This window comes from Arcobacter roscoffensis (assembly GCF_024267655.1).
GTDB classification, from domain to species: Bacteria; Campylobacterota; Campylobacteria; order Campylobacterales; family Arcobacteraceae; genus Arcobacter_B; species Arcobacter_B roscoffensis.
Genome location: NZ_CP100595.1, coordinates 519,003 through 537,411, shown reverse-complemented (window position 1 = coordinate 537,411; position 18,409 = coordinate 519,003). Strand labels below are relative to the sequence as shown.

At 28.7% G+C, this 18,409-nt stretch carries 19 protein-coding genes; 5 read left to right on the top strand and 14 right to left on the bottom strand.

Annotation, left to right across the window (positions count from 1 at the left end; translation table 11 throughout):
* Positions 1–2: 2 nt before the first annotated feature.
* The 8 genes from NJU99_RS02665 to NJU99_RS02630 are packed head-to-tail and all read right to left on the bottom strand — an operon-like array spanning position 3 to position 8,897.
* The gene (locus NJU99_RS02665; RefSeq protein WP_254577194.1) at positions 3–1,709 is read right to left on the bottom strand and encodes a proline--tRNA ligase; all 1,707 of its coding nucleotides are present in this window, start codon (positions 1,707–1,709) and stop codon (positions 3–5) included.
* A gap of 17 nt (positions 1,710–1,726) precedes the next feature.
* The gene (hemA, locus tag NJU99_RS02660; protein ID WP_254577193.1) at positions 1,727–3,022 is read right to left on the bottom strand and encodes a glutamyl-tRNA reductase; all 1,296 of its coding nucleotides are present in this window, start codon (positions 3,020–3,022) and stop codon (positions 1,727–1,729) included.
* On the bottom strand, positions 3,023–3,922 hold the full coding sequence (locus NJU99_RS02655; protein ID WP_254577192.1) for a polyprenyl synthetase family protein: 900 nt from the start codon (positions 3,920–3,922) through the stop codon (positions 3,023–3,025). It abuts the gene before it with no gap.
* A gap of 10 nt (positions 3,923–3,932) precedes the next feature.
* Positions 3,933–4,235, bottom strand: a complete 303-nt coding sequence (locus NJU99_RS02650) for a DUF2018 family protein (RefSeq protein ID WP_254577191.1) — start codon at positions 4,233–4,235, stop codon at positions 3,933–3,935.
* Between the two features lie 24 nt (positions 4,236–4,259).
* The gene (hisD, locus tag NJU99_RS02645; protein ID WP_254577190.1) at positions 4,260–5,552 is read right to left on the bottom strand and encodes a histidinol dehydrogenase; all 1,293 of its coding nucleotides are present in this window, start codon (positions 5,550–5,552) and stop codon (positions 4,260–4,262) included.
* Positions 5,552–6,061, bottom strand: coding sequence for a shikimate kinase (locus NJU99_RS02640; RefSeq protein WP_254577189.1), 510 nt, complete (start codon positions 6,059–6,061; stop codon positions 5,552–5,554). The genes hisD and NJU99_RS02640 overlap by 1 nt, the downstream gene beginning before the upstream one ends.
* A 34-nt stretch (positions 6,062–6,095) precedes the next feature.
* Positions 6,096–8,015, bottom strand: coding sequence for a sensor histidine kinase (locus NJU99_RS02635; RefSeq protein ID WP_254577188.1), 1,920 nt, complete (start codon positions 8,013–8,015; stop codon positions 6,096–6,098).
* Positions 8,016–8,036: 21 nt separating this feature from the next.
* A complete protein-coding gene (locus tag NJU99_RS02630) occupies positions 8,037–8,897 on the bottom strand; it encodes a 1-aminocyclopropane-1-carboxylate deaminase (RefSeq protein WP_254577187.1) in 861 nt (286 codons plus the stop codon).
* 67 nt (positions 8,898–8,964) lie between these two features.
* On the opposite strand from NJU99_RS02630, the gene NJU99_RS02625 reads away from it, so the two are divergent.
* Complete coding sequence (locus NJU99_RS02625; protein ID WP_254577186.1) at positions 8,965–9,435, top strand: MotA/TolQ/ExbB proton channel family protein; 471 nt, start codon at positions 8,965–8,967, stop codon at positions 9,433–9,435.
* Position 9,436: 1 nt separating this feature from the next.
* On the top strand, positions 9,437–9,832 hold the full coding sequence (locus NJU99_RS02620) for an ExbD/TolR family protein (protein WP_254577185.1): 396 nt from the start codon (positions 9,437–9,439) through the stop codon (positions 9,830–9,832).
* On the opposite strand, the gene NJU99_RS02615 is transcribed toward NJU99_RS02620, so the two are convergent.
* Positions 9,829–10,212 (bottom strand): DUF779 domain-containing protein, encoded by a 384-nt coding sequence (locus NJU99_RS02615; protein WP_254577184.1) that lies wholly within the window; start codon positions 10,210–10,212, stop codon positions 9,829–9,831. The genes NJU99_RS02620 and NJU99_RS02615 overlap by 4 nt on opposite strands.
* 103 nt (positions 10,213–10,315) lie before the next feature.
* Positions 10,316–11,812: an aldehyde dehydrogenase family protein gene (locus tag NJU99_RS02610; RefSeq protein ID WP_254577183.1), complete on the bottom strand. Its 1,497-nt coding sequence runs from the start codon at positions 11,810–11,812 to the stop codon at positions 10,316–10,318.
* Positions 11,813–12,031: 219 nt separating this feature from the next.
* Here NJU99_RS02610 and NJU99_RS02605 point away from each other — a divergent pair, with 219 nt between their 5' ends.
* Positions 12,032–13,945 (top strand): FIST N-terminal domain-containing protein, encoded by a 1,914-nt coding sequence (locus NJU99_RS02605; RefSeq protein WP_254577182.1) that lies wholly within the window; start codon positions 12,032–12,034, stop codon positions 13,943–13,945.
* A complete protein-coding gene (locus NJU99_RS02600; protein WP_254577181.1) occupies positions 13,942–14,601 on the top strand; it encodes a response regulator transcription factor in 660 nt (219 codons plus the stop codon). Before NJU99_RS02605 ends, NJU99_RS02600 begins: the two co-directional genes overlap by 4 nt.
* 8 nt (positions 14,602–14,609) lie before the next feature.
* Here the strand turns inward: NJU99_RS02600 and NJU99_RS02595 are convergent, their stop codons facing one another.
* Entirely contained in the window at positions 14,610–15,485 is an 876-nt protein-coding gene (locus NJU99_RS02595; protein ID WP_254577180.1) for an AraC family transcriptional regulator, read from the bottom strand.
* 140 nt (positions 15,486–15,625) lie between these two features.
* Here NJU99_RS02595 and NJU99_RS02590 point away from each other — a divergent pair, with 140 nt between their 5' ends.
* The gene (locus tag NJU99_RS02590; protein WP_254577179.1) at positions 15,626–16,282 is read left to right on the top strand and encodes a hypothetical protein; all 657 of its coding nucleotides are present in this window, start codon (positions 15,626–15,628) and stop codon (positions 16,280–16,282) included.
* An 8-nt stretch (positions 16,283–16,290) separates the two neighbouring features.
* Here NJU99_RS02590 and pqqE read toward each other — a convergent pair whose 3' ends face one another.
* From pqqE to pqqC, 3 genes are read right to left on the bottom strand one after another with little or no spacing between them, the layout of a single operon-like run.
* Positions 16,291–17,418 carry a pyrroloquinoline quinone biosynthesis protein PqqE gene (pqqE, locus tag NJU99_RS02585; protein ID WP_254577178.1) on the bottom strand — a complete coding sequence of 376 codons (1,128 nt, stop codon included), beginning with the start codon at positions 17,416–17,418 and terminating at the stop codon, positions 16,291–16,293.
* Entirely contained in the window at positions 17,408–17,677 is a 270-nt protein-coding gene (gene pqqD / locus NJU99_RS02580; protein WP_254577177.1) for a pyrroloquinoline quinone biosynthesis peptide chaperone PqqD, read from the bottom strand. Before pqqD ends, pqqE begins: the two co-directional genes overlap by 11 nt.
* The gene (pqqC, locus tag NJU99_RS02575) at positions 17,646–18,404 is read right to left on the bottom strand and encodes a pyrroloquinoline-quinone synthase PqqC (protein WP_254577176.1); all 759 of its coding nucleotides are present in this window, start codon (positions 18,402–18,404) and stop codon (positions 17,646–17,648) included. Before pqqC ends, pqqD begins: the two co-directional genes overlap by 32 nt.
* Between the last annotated feature and the right edge of the window lie 5 nt (positions 18,405–18,409).

Below are 18,409 nucleotides of genomic sequence, written 5' to 3'. Positions count from 1 at the left end.
AATTATCCTATAATTTCTAAAAGTTGTGAAACAGCATTTTCTATTTCAACTTCTGTTTTTTCTAAAGTTTTTCTATTAACAAGTTCAACTTTACCCTCTTTTAGTTTCTTTCCAATTACAATAGCATAAGGGAAACCAATAAGTTCAAAATCGCCCATTTTAAAACCAAATCTAGCATTTTTTCTATCATCTAAAATAGTATCAATTCCATTTGCTTTTAACTCTTCATAGATTTTCTCACCCACTTCAAGTTCTTCTTCTTTTTTTGCATTTGAAACGATCACATCAACTAAAAATGGTGCAGTCTCTTTAGTCCAGATACAACCTTTTTCATCATGGTTTTGTTCAATCACTGCTGCAACTAATCTTGAAACACCTATTCCATAACATCCCATTTCAAAAGCTTGCGCTTTACCGTTTGCATCTAAAAATTTTGCATCTAAAGCTTCACTATATTTAGAACCTAATTGGAAAATATGTCCAGCTTCAATTCCTTTTGTATACTCTAATCTTCCACCACAACAAGAACAAGTGTCACCTTCCTGAACAGTTACTAAATCATCAAAAGTTAAACCTTCCATAGAAGTTAAATCTACACCTTTATAGTGATAGTTTTCTTCATTTGCTCCACAAACAAGGTTATTATCTTCTTTTAATTCATTGTCGATTATAACTTGAATATTTTCTGGAAGTCCAACTATTCCACAGTAACCAGCAACTAAACCAGCTTTTTCTAAATCTTCATCATTAGCATCTTCTAACTCTAAAGCTCCAACTGCATTACAAGCTTTTGTTTCTTCTAGTTCATCTGTTCCTCTTACAAAGAATAATACTACTTCTGTTTTATCTTCATAAACTGCTTTTTTCATAACAGCTTTCATAGAGTAGTAAGAATCTGCATTTAAAAACTCACTTACTTCTTCAATAGTTTTACAGTTAGGAGTCTCTACTTTTTCAAGAGCAATAGTTTCTAATGCTTCTTTTTTATTTGGCTTTCTAACTGCTGCTTCAATATTTGCACCATATTCACATGATGGACAAACAACAATTGTATCTTCACCTGAGTTTGCAAGAACATGGAACTCTTTTGAACCACTTCCACCAATAGCACCACTATCGGCTTCAACAACTCTAAAATCTAAACCTAATCTATTATAAACATTTTTATATGTTTCTTCCATAAGATTAAATTCTCTTACTAAATCCTCTTTTGAAGCATGGAAAGAGTAAGCATCTTTCATCAAGAATTCTCTACCTCTCATAAGACCAAATCTTGGTCTTGCTTCATCTCTAAATTTAGTGTTGATTTGATATAAATTTACAGGTAAATCTTTGTAAGAAGTAATTCTGTTTTTTATCATATTAACAACAGCTTCTTCATTTGTAGGAGATAAAACATAATCAGCATTTTTTCTATCTTTGAACTTTAAAAGTTCATTACCCATAGTAGCTGATCTTCCTGATTCATCCCAATAAGATAAAGGTGTTACAAAACCAAACTGAACTTCATTTGCTCCACTTTTATCCATTTCTTCTTTTACAACTGCTCTAATTTTTTCTAATACTATTTTACCTAAAGGCATAAAATCATAAATACCAGCACCAGTTTGAGATACAAAAGCACCTCTTACTAAATATTGATGAGATGCTAAAGTTGCATCTTTTGGAGCTTCTTTTGTTGTTGGAATAAACATATTACTAAATTTCATTAACTGTTTCCTATATTTTATTTTTTATCTAAATGTTCACATTTAAAACTATCAAATACTGCTGAATCATCACTTAATCCAAACATATTTTGAATTGTTCCTACTACTACATCACACTCCATATTTCTAGAAATATCTTTTAACTGTTGTGAGGGTGTGTGTAAATACTCAGTAATTACTGTTTGACAAAGTTTTCTTATATTCTCTTCATCTTCTGGATTAATAAAACCTTTTTTTATGGCATTATCAACTTTTTTATCAATTACTTCATTACCTTTTAGATAAAGGTTTTTAATAATTGGTTCTATCTCTAAAGATTTTAACCAATCAAAAAATTCAATAGACATTTTACTTACTATTGAATATGCAGTTTTTGCTTGTTCAGCTCTTAAACTCATGTTCTCATTTACAATATCTTGTAAATCATCAACTGCATAAATATCTAAATTTGACATTTCAATATCATCAATATCTCTTGGTACTGCTATATCAAACCAATATCGTTCATATGATGTAGGACTTACAATATCTTCTGTTATAATAGGATATGGGGCAGCTGTTGCTGTAACCATTACCTTTGTTTCTTTTAAAAGTTGTGAAAGCTGTGAATAGTCTTGAACATCAATATTTGCATCAAAAGTATCTGCTAATATTTGAGCTTTTTTCTTATCTCTACTTGTTAAAATAACATCAAATCCTGAAGAGATTAAATGTTTTATTGTAAGTTCACTCATCTCACCTGCACCGATAACTAAGGCTTTAACACCTTTTGTATCCCCTACAAGCTCTTTAGCTTTTGCAACTGCTGTTGAAGCAACTGATACAGAACCTGTTCCTAAACTTGTAGCATTTCTAACTGCTGCTGCACATTTAAAAGCAAAATGCATAGCTCTTGTTACATTTGATGAACAATATTGTTTTGATTGTGAGAATCTAAAAGCATCTTTTAATTGACCTACAATTTGTGTTTCACCAATTACTAGTGAATCAAGTGCAGAAGCAACTGAAAAAAGATGATGAATAGCCCCATTATTATCATAAATATCTGCTCTATCATATAATTCATCAAAATCTAAAGAAGAGTATTTTGCAAGTTTTGAAAGAATATCTTTTGAACTTCCATTAATATTTGAAGACCTTGTAATAATCTCAACCCTATTACATGTAGATAAAACCACTGCTTCTTTAGTATTTTCATAATCTAGAAGTGATCTTAAAAATCTATCTTTATCTTCATCACTTCCAAAGGCTAGTTTTTCTCTCATAGAAATATCAGTGTTTTTATGGGAAAAACTAATTATTAAATAACTCATCTAAAACTCTCTTTCAATCATCGCTTTCATTATAAAAATAAGTGTTTCGCTATCTTTTTCATCTTTAACTGCTTCTATAGCTTCATTACCTAAATCTTTAGCTAATTTAATAGAGTCAGCAAGAGCATTTGTTTCTTTCATCATCTCTTTAATCCAAGAACTCTCTTCATTGGATAACTCTTTTTTATATAAAGACTCTAATTTTGACTTATCTTCAAGTCTTTCATGAAGTAATAAATAAGGAATAGTTACTTTACCTTCTACAAAATCAAGCATTGCAGGCTTTCCTAAAGTATCACTATCTTGTGTAATATCTAAAATATCATCTATCATTTGAAAAGCAAGACCAAGATTTTTACCATATAAAGCATAGTTTTCTTTTGGAAGACCTGCTAATATAGCTGCACTTTTTGCACTAGCCTCAATAAGTGAAGCAGTTTTTTTATAAATCATGTCATTATATTTCTCATATGAAGAGTTAAAACTATCTGTCAAATCAACATCTAACATTTCACCAATACTTAAAAGTGTAACTGCACTTGAAACAGTATGTGCTATTTCATGTGGCATTGAAGTTAACTCAGTAAAGGCTTTTGAATATAAGATATCTCCAAACATAATAGATGTTTTATTATCATATAAAGCATTTACAGATGGCTGTCCCCTTCTAGTATCAGCTTCATCAATCACATCATCATGTAAAAGTGATGCTGCATGAATCATCTCAATAACTGCACATAGTTTAACTGATTGTTCAGTAACTCCTGCAATTTTTAAAACTAGTTTAGATCTTAGCATTTTTCCTGTTGCTAATTTATCTAAAAGAACTAGACTCTTTTCATCATTACACTCTTTTACAAATGTTTTTATTTGATCTTTAACTTGTTGTAACTCTTCCACAAATATTACCTTATGAGTCTAATCTACAAATGATCTCACCTGTAAACTCTACATAAAGACCTTTTTTCATAGCTTCTAACTCTTTTTCATTTTCTAATTTAAATTCTTTAATCTCTTCATTAATATCAAAGTTTTCATCTTTACCTTGCGATAACATCATCTCTAAAGCCGCAACTTTTTCAACAATTTTATCCCATTCTTCTTCTACGATATCCTGAGAAGCAGTTTTACTTACATCAAAAAATTTTGATTTTGGGCTTCCCATAAAAATATCATCTTCGTCTTCTGTAAACCATTCACCGAACATTGACATATTATTTCCTTTTATTTCTTTTTATTAATTTTTTATTCTTACTCTAACAGATTCTGCATGCGCTGTTAAACCTTCTGTATCAGCAAGTAATGCACAAGCTTCACCTAACTCATCAATTGCATTTTTTGAGAAGTTGATAATTGAGCTTTTTTTCATAAAGTTTTCTACATTTAAAGGGCTGTAGAATTTAGCCGTACTTCCTGTAGGAAGAGTATGATTTGGTCCTGCTATATAATCACCAATAGGTTCAGGAGTATTTTCACCTAAGAAAATTGCACCTGCGTGTTTAATATATGGAAGCAGTTCAAAAGCATTTTTAGTCATAACTTCTAAGTGTTCAGGAGCTATTTCATTCATAAGCTCTAAGGCTTCTTCCATTGTTGAAGTTACGATAATCACACCTCTATCTTCAATTGATTTTCTAGCTATTTCTTCTCTACTTAATGTTTTTAAGTAGTTTTCAACTTCTACTGATGTTTCATTTGCAATATTTTCATCAGTTGTAATCATAATAGAACTAGCCATTTCATCATGCTCAGCTTGAGATAATAAATCAATTGCTAAGTATTTAGGCTTTGCAGTTTCATCAGCTAAAATTCCAATCTCAGAAGGTCCTGCAATCATATCAATATTTACTTCACCAAAAACTAACTTTTTAGCAGTTGCAACAAAAATATTCCCTGGACCTGTAATAACATCTACTTTTGGAATAGTAGCAGTTCCATAAGCCATTGCAGCAATGGCAGAAGCTCCACCTACTTTATAAGCTTTTGAAATACCACATAAGTGACAAGCTGCTAGTAATAATTCATTTACTTCATTATCAGGAGTTGGAGTACATACTACAATCTCCTCAACACCTGCAACTATTGCAGGAACTGCATTCATAAGTAAACTACTTGGATATGCAGCCTTTCCACCAGGGATATAAAGTCCAGCTTTATCAACAGCACTTACTTTTTGACCTAAAATAGTTCCATTTGATTCAAAGTCTAACCATGATTTTGGAAGTTGTTTTTCGTGATAAGATTTGATTCTGTCATAAGCTGTATGTAATGCTGCTTTTAATTTTTCATCCATATTGTCATAAGCTTTTTTCATCTCTTCTTGAGAAATCATTAAATCACTATCGTCTTTAACTTCCCATTTATCAAACTTTTCAATATGTCTTTTTAAAGCTTCATTTCCCTCTTCAATAATCTCATCAATAATTCCTGTAACTATTGAAGATACGCCTTTAATATCACTTTTTGCTCTAGCTAAAATTCCACCAAACTCTTCTTTAAAGTTTGAGTCTTTTGTATTTATAATTTTCATTAAATTTGTCCTAATATCTCTTCTACAATATTTTCTAAAGGCTTTTTCTCAACATCTACAACAATATCAGCAACTTCTTCGTACTGTGGTACTCTTGAATCATAAAGTTTTATTGCTTCATCTAAGTTTTGTAGAAGTGGTCTTTTTCTAAGTTTATTAGCAGCATTTGGAGCAGCATTTATTCTGTCTAAAATCCCTTGAAATGATGATTTCAGATAAACTACCGTACCAATATTTTTAATATTTTCTTGCTTATAAAAGCCACCACCAGTTGAAATAATAGTGTTATTAACACTTTGCTCTAACCATAATGCAGTTTTCTTTTCTAATGCTCTAAAGTATGGTTCTCCCTCTTGGGCAAAAATCTTTTTAATTTTTCTATTTTCCATACTTTCAATTAAGTCATCAGTATCAATAGCAAACATATCAGAAGATTTTACTAATCCTCTAGCTACTGTACCCTTACCAACACCCATAAAACCTATTAATATAATATTCTTCTTTTTCATAGTCAAAGATTATATCTAAAAGTATGTAATTTTCTCATAAAGAAAAATCCTTCAAGATTCTTAGTTTAAAACATGCTCCCTTATAGCTCACATCTTTATATTTGTAAGTTTCATTTGAAGCTTCAATATCACCTTTTGCAAATCGTTTTAAAATCTGTTTTGACATATAAAGTCCAATACCTGTGCCATTTGATTTTTCTTTTGTAGTAAAATGTGATTTAAATATCTCTTTTATAATTTCTTCGGGAATTCCAAAAGCATTATCTTTGATTGTAATAATTACTTTTTCATTTTCTTGTGTGGCTTTTACAAAAATATATCTTTTCTCTATGCTTTTTCTTTCAAATTCATCTTTTGCATTGTTGAAAATATTTATGATTACTTGTAAAAGTTCATTTTCATATCCAGAAACTTGAATATCATCGATATCCTTTATTATTTCAATACCTCTATTTTTAAAGTGAACGCCTAAGAGCTTTTCGACTTTTATAAATAATTCATTTATAGTAAAACTTACATATTGTTTATTGGGATTAAAAAAGTCTTTAAAATCATCAATAGTATTTGATAAATACTCTACTGTATGAGTAATATTATCCATACTTTCATTTATCTCTTTTTTCTCAATTGAGCTAAACTCATTTTTAAACTTTAAGCCAGATGATTGAGTTGTAATTGCATTTAATGGTTGTCTCCATTGATGAGCAATATTTCCTATCATTTCACCCATAGCTGCCATTTTTGCTTGCTGAGATAAAATCAAGTCTTTTTCATTGTTTTTATTTATTTGAGAGATTAACTCTTTTTTATGTTTTAAAAATCTTAGTTTTAATTGTCTAGATAAAAAGATTGAAATTAAAATAAAAATAGAACTTAGTAAAAGTCCAAATATAAAAATAGTATATAAACCATCTTGTTTTCTAAGTTTAGCCTCTTTTTCTATGGCTTTTAAATTTGATTCTAACTCATCCATATAAAAGCCAGTTGCAATTGCCCACTTCCAATAATCAAAACCTTTTATGTATGTGGTTTTTTCATAGCTTTTACCAGTTTTTGGTTTTACAGTAGAGTTATAAGTCAAATATCCATCGCCATTTTTTGCAGTTTTTATTATCTCTTTTGTAATGTAAAAAGAGTTGCTATCTTTTAATTCAAGTCTATTTAAACCAATATAGTTTTTACTTATATGGGATAAATAATTACCTTTATAATCAATTACAAAGACATAGTTTTCATTACCATAATTAATTTTTTGAATATAATCCAAAATCTTTGTCTTTAAGGTTTTTTCAAAATCATCCACATATTCACCAGTGCCAATAAACCAGCCATAAGGTTTAAATATATAGTTGTATGTGATTTTTTTAAATTGTATATCTAAAAACTTTGGTTTATTCCAATAAAGCTCATAAAAAAACTCGTCACTTTGACTTAAACCTTTTAAAATATCTTTTGAAATATGATTGCCTCTTTTATCTTGAAATTCTAAGAGATTTTTACCCTCAAGTTGGGGTTTTAAAGGGTGTAATATATTCACAGCATTTAAATCATAAATATAGAAATAACCTCTTCCATCATTAAAAGAGTGTTTTCGTAAAGCATCTTTAATCTTTATTACAATCTGTTCTTTTGTATGTGTATTTTTGTATTTATTATATATGTACATCATAACTCGATGGGCTTGATGTACTTCTTTTTTAAGACTATTTTTAAGGTTTTTAGTACTGTTTAGTTTTTCATAATTTATATATTCATAAACTATATCTACTTGATTCTTTATATCTTGTTTACTTTTTTCAATAAAACGCTCTTTTAATTTTTTTATATCTTCTTTATTTTGAGCATCTTTTTCTAAAAAATACAAGTAGCTAACTAGTGTAATTAGTACAATTACTATAAAAGTTGGTGCATATTTTATTAAATTTAGTATATTTTTTTCATTTGTTTGTAACATGCAAACATTTTAGCATAAGTTTTATAACTCTTTGTACTTGTTTTTATACCTTTGTAGCATGGATTCATTACCAATTATTCCACCTTGATGAATATAAAGATAGTTATTACTTGTTTTATTATCATTTCTTATATACTCTTCAAAAAGTTTTATTCCTAAAGAGTCGTATAATAGGTCAAATTTAATGTTCGTTTGTTCTAATAATCTTAAATGAATTTCATAAAACTCTTTATAGAGTTTTCCAAAATGATATTTTTTTGTTTTTGCTAAAATTTTTGGATGATTTGAGTTTTCTAATTGAAAAAATTGCTTTTTCAAATATTCTTCATTTCCTACACAAGCACAAGTTATTACTTCATATGGCAAATATTTTTGTAAGTATAATGCTGTTGTTCCTGTACCACTTGGTAAAAAAACCTTTAAATTTTTTATACTATTTTCTTCTGCCCAAATCTTTATCTCATCTGCAAGTATTTTCAAGCCAAATTGGGCTTCGTTTAAAGCTCCACCTTCTTTTATAAATAAAACATCATCTTCAAAGTTATTTGGCACTTCTTTTTCATAAATATTCATACCATTTTCTAAAGCATATTTATAGTTTCCAGTAGGATTATCTTTTAAAAAAGAGGCAATATGATCTACATAATAATCAAATGACGTTCCTTTAATTTTTGCAAGAACAGACAAAGAGTACATTGCATTTGATTGAGCAGAACCATGAGATACTATTTTTTTTATTCCAATCAAATCTTTTTGCAAGAAATAATAAAATTTTCTAGCTTTATTACCAGAAAAGTCTTTATGTAGTAAGTCATCTCTTTTTATATAAAAACTATTATTGTTAAATGTGATTTTTTCTATGGGAGAGTTTGTGTAATTCATTTTAAAATTGTACCATTTATTAATAAAATTTATGTACAATAACAAAAAAACTTATAAGAGGATAAACATGGATATACTTTTTTATATACAAAAAGGTGGCCTTATTGTCTATATCTTAATAGCTTTAAATACTATTGGATTTACTATAATTTTATGGAAGCTATTTACACTTCCAAGAAAAAATGCCATGATAAAAAAGATTGAGACAAAACTTGATAAAAACTCAACAAACTCAGTTTTTTCACAAATTGAGTATGAAGTAAAAAAGCTAGAAAGTGGTCTTACATATATAAAAAACATTGCTACAATTGCACCACTTTTAGGATTACTTGGAACTGTAATTGGGGTTTATCAGTCTTTTGATGTTATTACAAAAAATGGTTTAGGTGATCCAAGTGTTTTCTCAAATGGTATTTCAATCGCACTAATTACAACAATAGCAGGCTTAATAGTAGCAATACCTCATCATATTGCTTATAATCATTTTATTTCACAAATTGATTCTATTGAATTAAAAGCAAAAAGTACAATTAAATAGTATGAAAAGAAGAGAACCTTTAGGTTTAGACTTAACCCCAATCATAGATGTGGTTTTTATACTACTTTTATTTTTTATTGTAAGTTCAGTGTTTAAAAAAGACGAACTAGCTTTAATACTTGATTTGCCAAATTCAAATGCTAAAGAGTTAAAAGTAGATGAAGAACAAGTTTTTATAGAACTTAGTTCAAATAAACTTGCAATAAAAGGAATAGAAGTATCTTTTCAATCACTAGAAGATAATCTAAAAGCTATTGAAAATAAACAAAAAGCTGTACTTGTTAGAATTGACAAAAAAGTTGAATATCAAAGAGTTGTGAAAGTTTTAGATTTATTACAAAAACATGATTTAACAAACCTTGCCCTTGTAACAAGTCAAGAAGAAAAAAAGGATTAATTCCCCTCTTCTTCTTTTTTTAATTGCTCATACTCTTCATCTGTAAAGATTCTAGATTTAGTTATAAACTGATAACCCATATCTATCTCAAGAGAAAAAGAGTTACCAAAAGCCGACTTTTCTTCTCTTACATCAATTGTAATAAAAGAGTGTCTAAAATATTCGAATTGGTCTTTATCTATAAAAAACTCACATCCACATATTTCACCAAGCTTTACATTTCTACTTGGTACATAAAAATCATCTTTTGCATAACACATAGGAGCTGTTCCATCACAACAACCACCACTTTGGTTAAATACTAATTCACCATGTTCTTCTTGAAGTTTTTTAATCACATCACAAGCTTCTTTTGTAACGTCTACTCTTTGTATTGCCATAATTTATCCTTTTTATATATAAAACAAAAAAGGTACAGAAGGAAAAGGGAGAGAGAACCTTCTGTACCACAATAAGGGGTTTAATTAAGTTTTAAATTATCTATTAAAAGAATCCTAAAGCATCTTTGCTGTAAGAAGTTAAGATATTTTTTGTGTGTCTGTAAGAGTTTAACATCATCATGTGAGTTTCTCTACCGATACCTGATTTTTTATATCCACCAAATGATGCATGTGATGGGTATAAGTGGTAACAATTCACCCATACTCTACCAGCTTCAATTCCTCTTGAGAATTTATGTAATTGGTGAGCATCTCTTGACCATACACCTGAACCTAATCCGTAGATAGTATCATTTGCAATTTCTAATGCTTCTTCTTCTGTTTTAAATGTAGTAACAGCAAGTACAGGTCCAAAGATTTCTTCTTGGAAGATTCTCATTTTGTTGTGACCTTTGAATAATGTTGGTTGAATATAGAATCCATTTGGATATTTTTCAGACTCTAAAATATCTCCACCAATTAGACACTCAGCACCTTCTTCTTTACCAATTTTAATATACTCAGCAATTTTCTCTTTTTGAGCTAATGAACATTGAGCACCCATCATATTATCAGTATCTAATGGATCACCTAATTTAATAGCTTTAACTCTCTCAAGAACTCTTTCCATAAACGGCTCATAGATTGATTCTTGGATTAATGCTCTTGATGGACAAGTACAAACTTCACCAGAGTTAAATGCGAATAATACTAAACCTTCAATTGCTTTATCAAAGAATTCATCATCAGCATCCATAATTGATTCCATAAAGATGTTTGGTGACTTACCACCTAATTCTAATGTTGATGGAATAATATTTTCAGTTGCATATTGCATAATTAACTGACCAGTTGTAGTTTCACCTGTAAATCCAACTTTTTTGATGTCTGGGTGAGTTGATAAGTGTTTACCAATTTTTCCACCTGCACCATTAATAATATTGATTGCACCTGCTGGTAATACATCTGCAATTGTTTCCATTAATACTAAGATTGACATTGGAGTAGCACTTGCTGGCTTCATAACTACACAGTTACCTGCTGCTAATGCAGGAGCTAATTTCCAAGCTGCCATTAATAATGGGAAGTTCCAAGGAATAATTTGAGCAACAACTCCGTATGGCTCATATACTTCTTGAGAAATAGTGTTTTCATCTAAATCTGCAACAGTTCCAGACTCAGCTCTAATTACAGATGCAAAGTATCTGAAGTGATCTACAACTAAAGGAACATCAGCATTTAATGTTTCTCTAATAGTTTTACCATTATCTAAAGTTTCAGCAATTGCTAAAGCTTCTAAGTTACCCTCAATTGCATCAGCAATTTTATTTAATAAGTTACTTCTTTCTATTACAGAAGTGTGTTTAAATGATTCAAAAGCTTTACTAGCTGCTGCAACTGCCGCATCAACATCTTCTTCATTTGATCTAGGAATTCTTGTTAATGCTTCTCCATCAACAGGTGAAATATTTTCAAAATACTCTCCACTTTTTGGAGCTAGCCATTCTCCACCAATAAAGTTCTCATATTGAGCTTTGTACTGCGGTTTACTATAAATCATTTTTCATCCTTTTTATTATTTTAATTATTTTGAGAAAATTATTTGCTGTGCCATAATTTTTCTGCTTGATGAAAGTTTACACGAGAAATATAGCGTGAATTTAGCCTAAGTATAGCTTGAATATAGCAATGTAGTTTTTTGACACAAAATCCCTAAAATTGGTGCTTCTATTGTCTTTTTTTTCTTTGTTTTTTTTAATTTATTTGCTACAATTTTTTTATGAAAACATTTAACTATACAATCAAAGATGAATCTTTAGAACTGTTAATAGATTTTAATACTTTAAAAAAAGAAAAAAACATATTAATACAGATTTTTTGTGGTCAATCAAAAGTGATCATGAAAAATATTCTAAATAAATTAAAAAAAGAGCTTCCACAAGCTATTTGTATTGGCTCTTCAACTGATGGTGAGATAGATAATGCAAATATTTCTACAAAGAAAACAGTAATATCTATATCTGTATTTGAAAAAACTCATTTAAAAGTAGCCTATGTACAAAATGACAACTCTTATACAAATGGCCAAGAAATAGCAAAACAGTTATGCACTGAAGATACAAAACTACTTATTACATTTACTGATGGTGAAACTACAAATGGGGAAGAGTTTTTAAAAGGTATAAGCTCTATTAATAGTAAAGTAGTTGTAAGTGGTGGAATGGCAGCTGATAATGCAACCTTTAAAGAAACATTTATTTTATGTCAAGATAAAATTATCACAAAAGGTGCTGTTGCTGTATCTTTAAATTCAAAAGAACTAAAAATCTGTAATGCCTATAACTTTAATTGGTCACCAATAGGAATAAACCATGAGATACAAGAAGTTAAAGATAATAGAGTTTATAAAATCTCAGGTTTATCACCTTTAGCTTTCTATGAAAAGTATCTTGGTGAATATGTTGCAAAAGCACTACCTGCAACAGGAATAGAGTTTCCTTTGATTGTACAAAAAAATGGAATACCCGTAGCTAGAGCCGTAATTCAAAAACATGATGATGGAAGCTTAAGCTTTGCAGGTAATTTAAATAAAGGGGATATTGTAAAGTTAGGATTTGGTAATGTTGAGCTTATAATGAACAATCCATTACAGTCTTTATTTAATAAGTGTTCTGTAACAGGTGTTGAGTCATTTTTTATCTATACTTGCATGGCAAGAAGAAGATATATTCCAGATTTAATTGATATCGAGATAAAGCCTTTTTCAGAGATTGCAAATACTTCTGGGTTTTTTACCTATGGAGAGTTTTATCATAATGAAGGACACAATGAGTTATTAAATCAAACACTAACAGTTGTAGGACTTAGTGAAAACAGTGAGATAACTTATGATGAAAAAGAGATTGAAGAAAAAAATGATAATGACGATATAAGTGAACAAGCAAGAAGTTTACAGGCTTTAACTCATCTAATTGAACAATCTTCAAAAGATTATAGTAATCAATCAAAAAAGTTAGAAGAAGGAAATAAATATACTCAAAATTTAGTTGAGTCGCAAAAACAATTTTTAAAATATACAATTCATGAAACAAATACTCCTTTATCAATAATAATGGGGAATATTGATATGTATGAAATTGAGCATGGAAAAAATAAATATTTATCTAATATTGAAGTTGCAATGAAAAATGTTTTTAGTATTTATGATGATTTAAGTTACTTAGTAAAAAAAGATCAAGTAAATAAAGCAACACATGAAATAAATTTAGTAGATTTTGTTAGAAGTAGAATTGAGTTTTTTACTCAAACAGCTTTAAAATTTAAATCTAAACTAAAGTTTATTCATAATTTAGATGAAATAAAAATAAATTTTAATGAGATTAAACTTCAAAGAATAGTTGATAATAATCTTACAAATGCAATTAAATATACATTACCAAACGAAACTATAACTGTAAAATTAGTTTACAGAAATAGTGAGTGTGATTTCATAATTGAGAGTCATTCAGTTCAAATACTAGAACCTCAAAAAATTTTTGAAGAGTATTATAGAGAAGAAGAATCTAAAGATGGTTTTGGTCTAGGACTAAATCTTGTAAAAAGAATTTGTAGTGAAGAAAATGTTGGAATAAAACTAGAATCTGGTGAAAACTGGTCTTCATTTACTTATACATTTAAAGGAATTGAGAAATGAAAATATTACTTTTAGAAGATGATATTATGTTAAATGAGATGATTACAGAATATTTAACATCAACTGGTCACTCTATTACTAGTACTACAAAAGGTGATGAGTGCTTAAATATTTTAGAAAATGAAAAGTTTGATTTATTAATACTTGATATAAATGTACCAAATATTGATGGATTAAGTGTTTTAGAACAATTACATGAAAATAAAAGAATGATACCTACTATATTTATATCAGCACTTATTGATATAGAAGATATAGATAGAGCCTTTAATATAGGTTGTCATGATTATCTAAAAAAACCTTTCCATTTAAGAGAGCTAACACTTAGAATAAATAAAATTCTAAAAACAAATATTGCTCCACAAAAACACAAAAGATTATCAAAGAATTATAGTTTTGATGCTGAGACTATGACTTTATACTTTAATAATGAACCGCATATACTACCTAAAAGACAACTTCAAATTATAGAACTACTAGCTCATAATAGAAGTTTAGTTGTACAATATGATATGTTTAGAACTTATGTATGGAATGATGATTTTATAGATAATGCAACTATAAGAGCAGAAGTAAATAGAGTAAAAAAAGTTTTAAAAGAAGACTTTATTAAAAACATTAGAGGAAGTGGTTATATGGTTGAAAGACCAAACTAACCTCTAATCTAAAATTTTATAGATACATAAAAGCTTAAATCAAACTCATTATCATCACTTAAAAAGTTGTTTTTTCTATATTCAACATATGATGGTTTGGTTGTTGTTTCAAACTCACTTCTAGGAAGCCACTCATGATAAACCCAATGTGTAAATTTTAACACATCCCCATGAATCCCTTGTAAATCAAATCTCGCATAAACCCCATCAGCTATTTTAAAATCAGGAAGTCTATCACTTTTAAGTTCTTCATCTTCATTTGTTTCAATACAAGCAATATATTGACAATCATTTAAAGGAGTAATTGAAGGATTATCATGAAAAAGTGCGATTTCTTTATATTCATTTATATCATTTGTTAGTCTCCAAACTTGCATTTTCTGCCAAGTCTGTTTTATATTTATATTATAACCCCTATTTCTAATATAGTATGCTTTTCTAAAAGGCATTTTTACAATAGTTGGTGTTATTTCATTAAAGTCTGCCTTTGACTCCATAGCTTTTGGAGATTGTTGTAAGATATTATTTGAGTATTCTTTATATCCACCTTTTTTCCACTGTTTTGGAGTCATCTCAAACCTTTCTTTAAAAGTTTTTATAAAAGATGATTGAGAAGAGTATCCACACTCATTTGCAATTTCTGATATTGTTGAATACTTATTTGTAAGAAGTAAATTAGATGCTTTTTGTAATCTAATTGATTTAATACTCTCATAAATATTTTTTCCAAATGCTTCTTTGAAAATTCTGTGCATATGGAATTTACTTACATTCAAATCAATGCTAAGTTCCTCTATATCGATGTTTGTTTCAATATGAGTATAAATATAAAACATTATATCATTTGCTATTTTTGTTCTTTTTTGAAGTGTTTGTTTTTTCATAACAATAATTATAGCACAAAACAAATATAAAATTAGCACTAATAAACAATTTTAGTAGCACTTAAAAAGAAGAATTATTTCTTTTATTTTCATACAATAACTGCAATTCAAATATAAGTAAGTATTTTAGGAAGAAAATTATGGACTTAAATAAACAAATGAATTTAGTTTTACAGCAATGTGAATCTATAAATTTACAAAAATTAAAATTAGATACACTACTAATTATTGTTCATCATCTTTTAAGTGATTACAAAAAAATGCAATTACCAAAAGATGAAAATGAAACGAAGTTTATTCATGAAAATGTAAAAAATCTAAAAAATTATTTAGACAATAATATAGTAACAAGCCAAACACTTTCATATGTTTTCCAGAACCAAAATAAGTCTTCGACACTTAAAAAAATATCAACAAATTTAGAACCAATGAGGGCTTATTATAAATTCCTAACCTCAATCTTTTCTTCCCAACTAAAGAAAGGTTCGTATTGGATTCCTGAATTACTTGCTTTTAGTTTGATATACAGTTATAAAAAAGAGTTCGAAAAATCTTTTTGTTCATATACGTTCATTGAAAGCTTCCCTATTGAGAAGATACTAAATATCTATAATGAAAATAATATAGCAGTAAAGAAAAATATATCTCAAAAAGATAATATTCCAACTTGGAAAGTTAAGACAAGTTTGGATGAGATGTATGATTTATCTGAATATATGATAAAAAAGTATCTAACATACAATTTCAAAATTAATACAAAAAGAATTTCAAAAACTAGAAAAAAAAGAAGAAGATAGGTTTATTCCTATCTAACTTCAGAAAATGAAATAGAATTTTTTCTATTTCTGTAAAAAATCTTTTGATCACTATAAGTTATACTATCTTGGATTTTTTGCGTAACAACTGCATGATCAGGTGACTTTGAACACACAGGATCAGCAGCATTCATCTCTCCTGTTAGGGCAAAGGCTTGGCATCTACAACCGCCAAAGTCTTTGTCTCTTTCATCACAAGTACGACATGGTTCTTTCATCCAGCTATCACCTCTAAAATAATTAAAGGCTTTTGAGTCATACCAAACTTCTTTTATAGAGTTTTCTTTAACATTTGGAAAATCCAAAGGTAAAGTATTTGCTGTATTACAAGGAAGTGCGACACCATCAGGGTTTATAGTTAAAAAAGTACTACCCCATCCATTCATACAAGCTTTTGGTCTTTCGGCAAAATAATCAGGTACAACTAAAAATACTTTCATTGCATCATCTTTTTGTCTATACTCATTTACTTTAGCTTTTGCTTCATTTAATTGTTCTTGAGAAGGAAGTAGTGCATTTATATTTTTTAATGCCCATCCATAGTATTGAATATTAGCAATTTCTAAATAATCGGCATCTAAACTTTGAGCAAACTCAATAATATCACCTACTTGATGAATATTTTGTCTTGTAATACAAGTATTTACAATTAGTTGAAGTCCTGCATCTTTTACTTCTTTAGCAAAAACCATTTTTTCTTTATATGAATTTTTGTTGTTTGTAATTAAAGTCATAGTATTTTCATCATGTGATTGAATACCTAACTGAACAGTTTTAAGACCTGCATCTTTTAGTTTTTTTACTATTCCTTTTGGAGCACCAACTCCTGATGTAATAAGATTAGTATAAAATTTCAAATCATTTGCTCTTTGAACAATATCAACTATATCTTTATTTAGTAAAGGCTCTCCACCTGAAATACCAAGTTGAACAGCTCCAAGCTCTCTTGATTCATCCATCACTCTAAACCAATCATCTTTGCTCATAGCATCTTTTGTGTTTACAAAATCAAGTTGATTGTAACAGTATGAACATTCCAAAGGACACTTATGAGTTAACTCTAAAAGTACCCAAAGAGGTGGTTTTATATCTAATCTCTCATTATTATTAATCGACATATTGCACCCACTTTCTTTCAAATGCTTCATTAAAAAAGGCTTCTATATCTTTTTCTAATCCAGACATTTCAAACTTTTTTTCTAAAGTTTCTACTATTTGATTAAAACTTTTTGTTCCATCACATTGGTTCATTATTTCACCAGCACTTTGATTTAATTGAACCATACCCTCAGGATATAATAATACAAAACAGTCTTGTGCTTTTTCAAACTGTAATTGAAAGTGATTATTCACTACAATTAATTTTTCTTTGTTCATCTTCTACCCCTTCAATATTAAAGTATGGAGGTTGTTTTAATTCGTATGCTAAATATAAAGCATCACACATTGTCCATAAAATATCTAATTTAAATTGTAATATTTCACAAGCTTTGTCTTGAAGTTCAACTGTATTAAACTCTTCTAAAGTTAATGATAATCCATGTTGAACATCTCTTCTTGCTTCACTTAATCTTTTTTGGAAATATCTTAAACCTTTTGGTTCAATCCAAGGATAATTATCAGGCCAAGTATTAAGTCTTTGTTGGTGAATTTCAGGAGCAAACATTTCAGTTAAAGATGACATAGCAGCCTCTTTCCAAGGTCTTTGTTTCGCAAAATTTATATATGCTTCAACTGCAAACTTAACAGATGGTAAAACATATTTATGAGAGATTAAATCCTCTTTATTTAATCCAACTGCTTCACCTAATTCAAGCCAAGCTTCAATTCCTCCACCAACACTATCATGGTCAATAATTCTATCTATCCACTTTCTTCTATCTTCCAAAGGAGGATTATTTGACATGATTGCAGCATCTTTAATAGGAATAGCTGTTTGATAATAAAATCTATTTGCTACCCATCCTTGAATCTCTTCTTTTGTACATTCACCTTTATACATTCTAATATGAAAGGGATGATGAATATGGTACATTCTACCCATAGCTCTTAATTTTTTTTCAAACTCATCTTTTGAAAGTAGTTGGTCAATTTTTTTAGTCATAATAT

Coding starts and splice junctions, on each gene's coding strand:
- NJU99_RS02590 (WP_254577179.1), top strand. CDS start 15,626: ATGGACTTAAATAAACAAATGAATTTAGTTTTACAGCAATGTGAATCT.
- NJU99_RS02610 (WP_254577183.1), bottom strand. CDS start 11,812: ATGATTTATAGTAAACCGCAGTACAAAGCTCAATATGAGAACTTTATT.
- pqqC (WP_254577176.1), bottom strand. CDS start 18,404: ATGACTAAAAAAATTGACCAACTACTTTCAAAAGATGAGTTTGAAAAA.
- NJU99_RS02665 (WP_254577194.1), bottom strand. CDS start 1,709: ATGAAATTTAGTAATATGTTTATTCCAACAACAAAAGAAGCTCCAAAA.
- NJU99_RS02615 (WP_254577184.1), bottom strand. CDS start 10,212: ATGGCAATACAAAGAGTAGACGTTACAAAAGAAGCTTGTGATGTGATT.
- NJU99_RS02630 (WP_254577187.1), bottom strand. CDS start 8,897: ATGAATTACACAAACTCTCCCATAGAAAAAATCACATTTAACAATAAT.
- NJU99_RS02625 (WP_254577186.1), top strand. CDS start 8,965: ATGGATATACTTTTTTATATACAAAAAGGTGGCCTTATTGTCTATATC.
- pqqD (WP_254577177.1), bottom strand. CDS start 17,677: ATGAACAAAGAAAAATTAATTGTAGTGAATAATCACTTTCAATTACAG.
- hemA (WP_254577193.1), bottom strand. CDS start 3,022: ATGAGTTATTTAATAATTAGTTTTTCCCATAAAAACACTGATATTTCT.
- NJU99_RS02650 (WP_254577191.1), bottom strand. CDS start 4,235: ATGTCAATGTTCGGTGAATGGTTTACAGAAGACGAAGATGATATTTTT.
- NJU99_RS02600 (WP_254577181.1), top strand. CDS start 13,942: ATGAAAATATTACTTTTAGAAGATGATATTATGTTAAATGAGATGATT.
- hisD (WP_254577190.1), bottom strand. CDS start 5,552: ATGAAAATTATAAATACAAAAGACTCAAACTTTAAAGAAGAGTTTGGT.
- NJU99_RS02620 (WP_254577185.1), top strand. CDS start 9,437: ATGAAAAGAAGAGAACCTTTAGGTTTAGACTTAACCCCAATCATAGAT.
- pqqE (WP_254577178.1), bottom strand. CDS start 17,418: ATGTCGATTAATAATAATGAGAGATTAGATATAAAACCACCTCTTTGG.
- NJU99_RS02595 (WP_254577180.1), bottom strand. CDS start 15,485: ATGAAAAAACAAACACTTCAAAAAAGAACAAAAATAGCAAATGATATA.
- NJU99_RS02605 (WP_254577182.1), top strand. CDS start 12,032: ATGAAAACATTTAACTATACAATCAAAGATGAATCTTTAGAACTGTTA.
- NJU99_RS02640 (WP_254577189.1), bottom strand. CDS start 6,061: ATGAAAAAGAAGAATATTATATTAATAGGTTTTATGGGTGTTGGTAAG.
- NJU99_RS02635 (WP_254577188.1), bottom strand. CDS start 8,015: ATGTTACAAACAAATGAAAAAAATATACTAAATTTAATAAAATATGCA.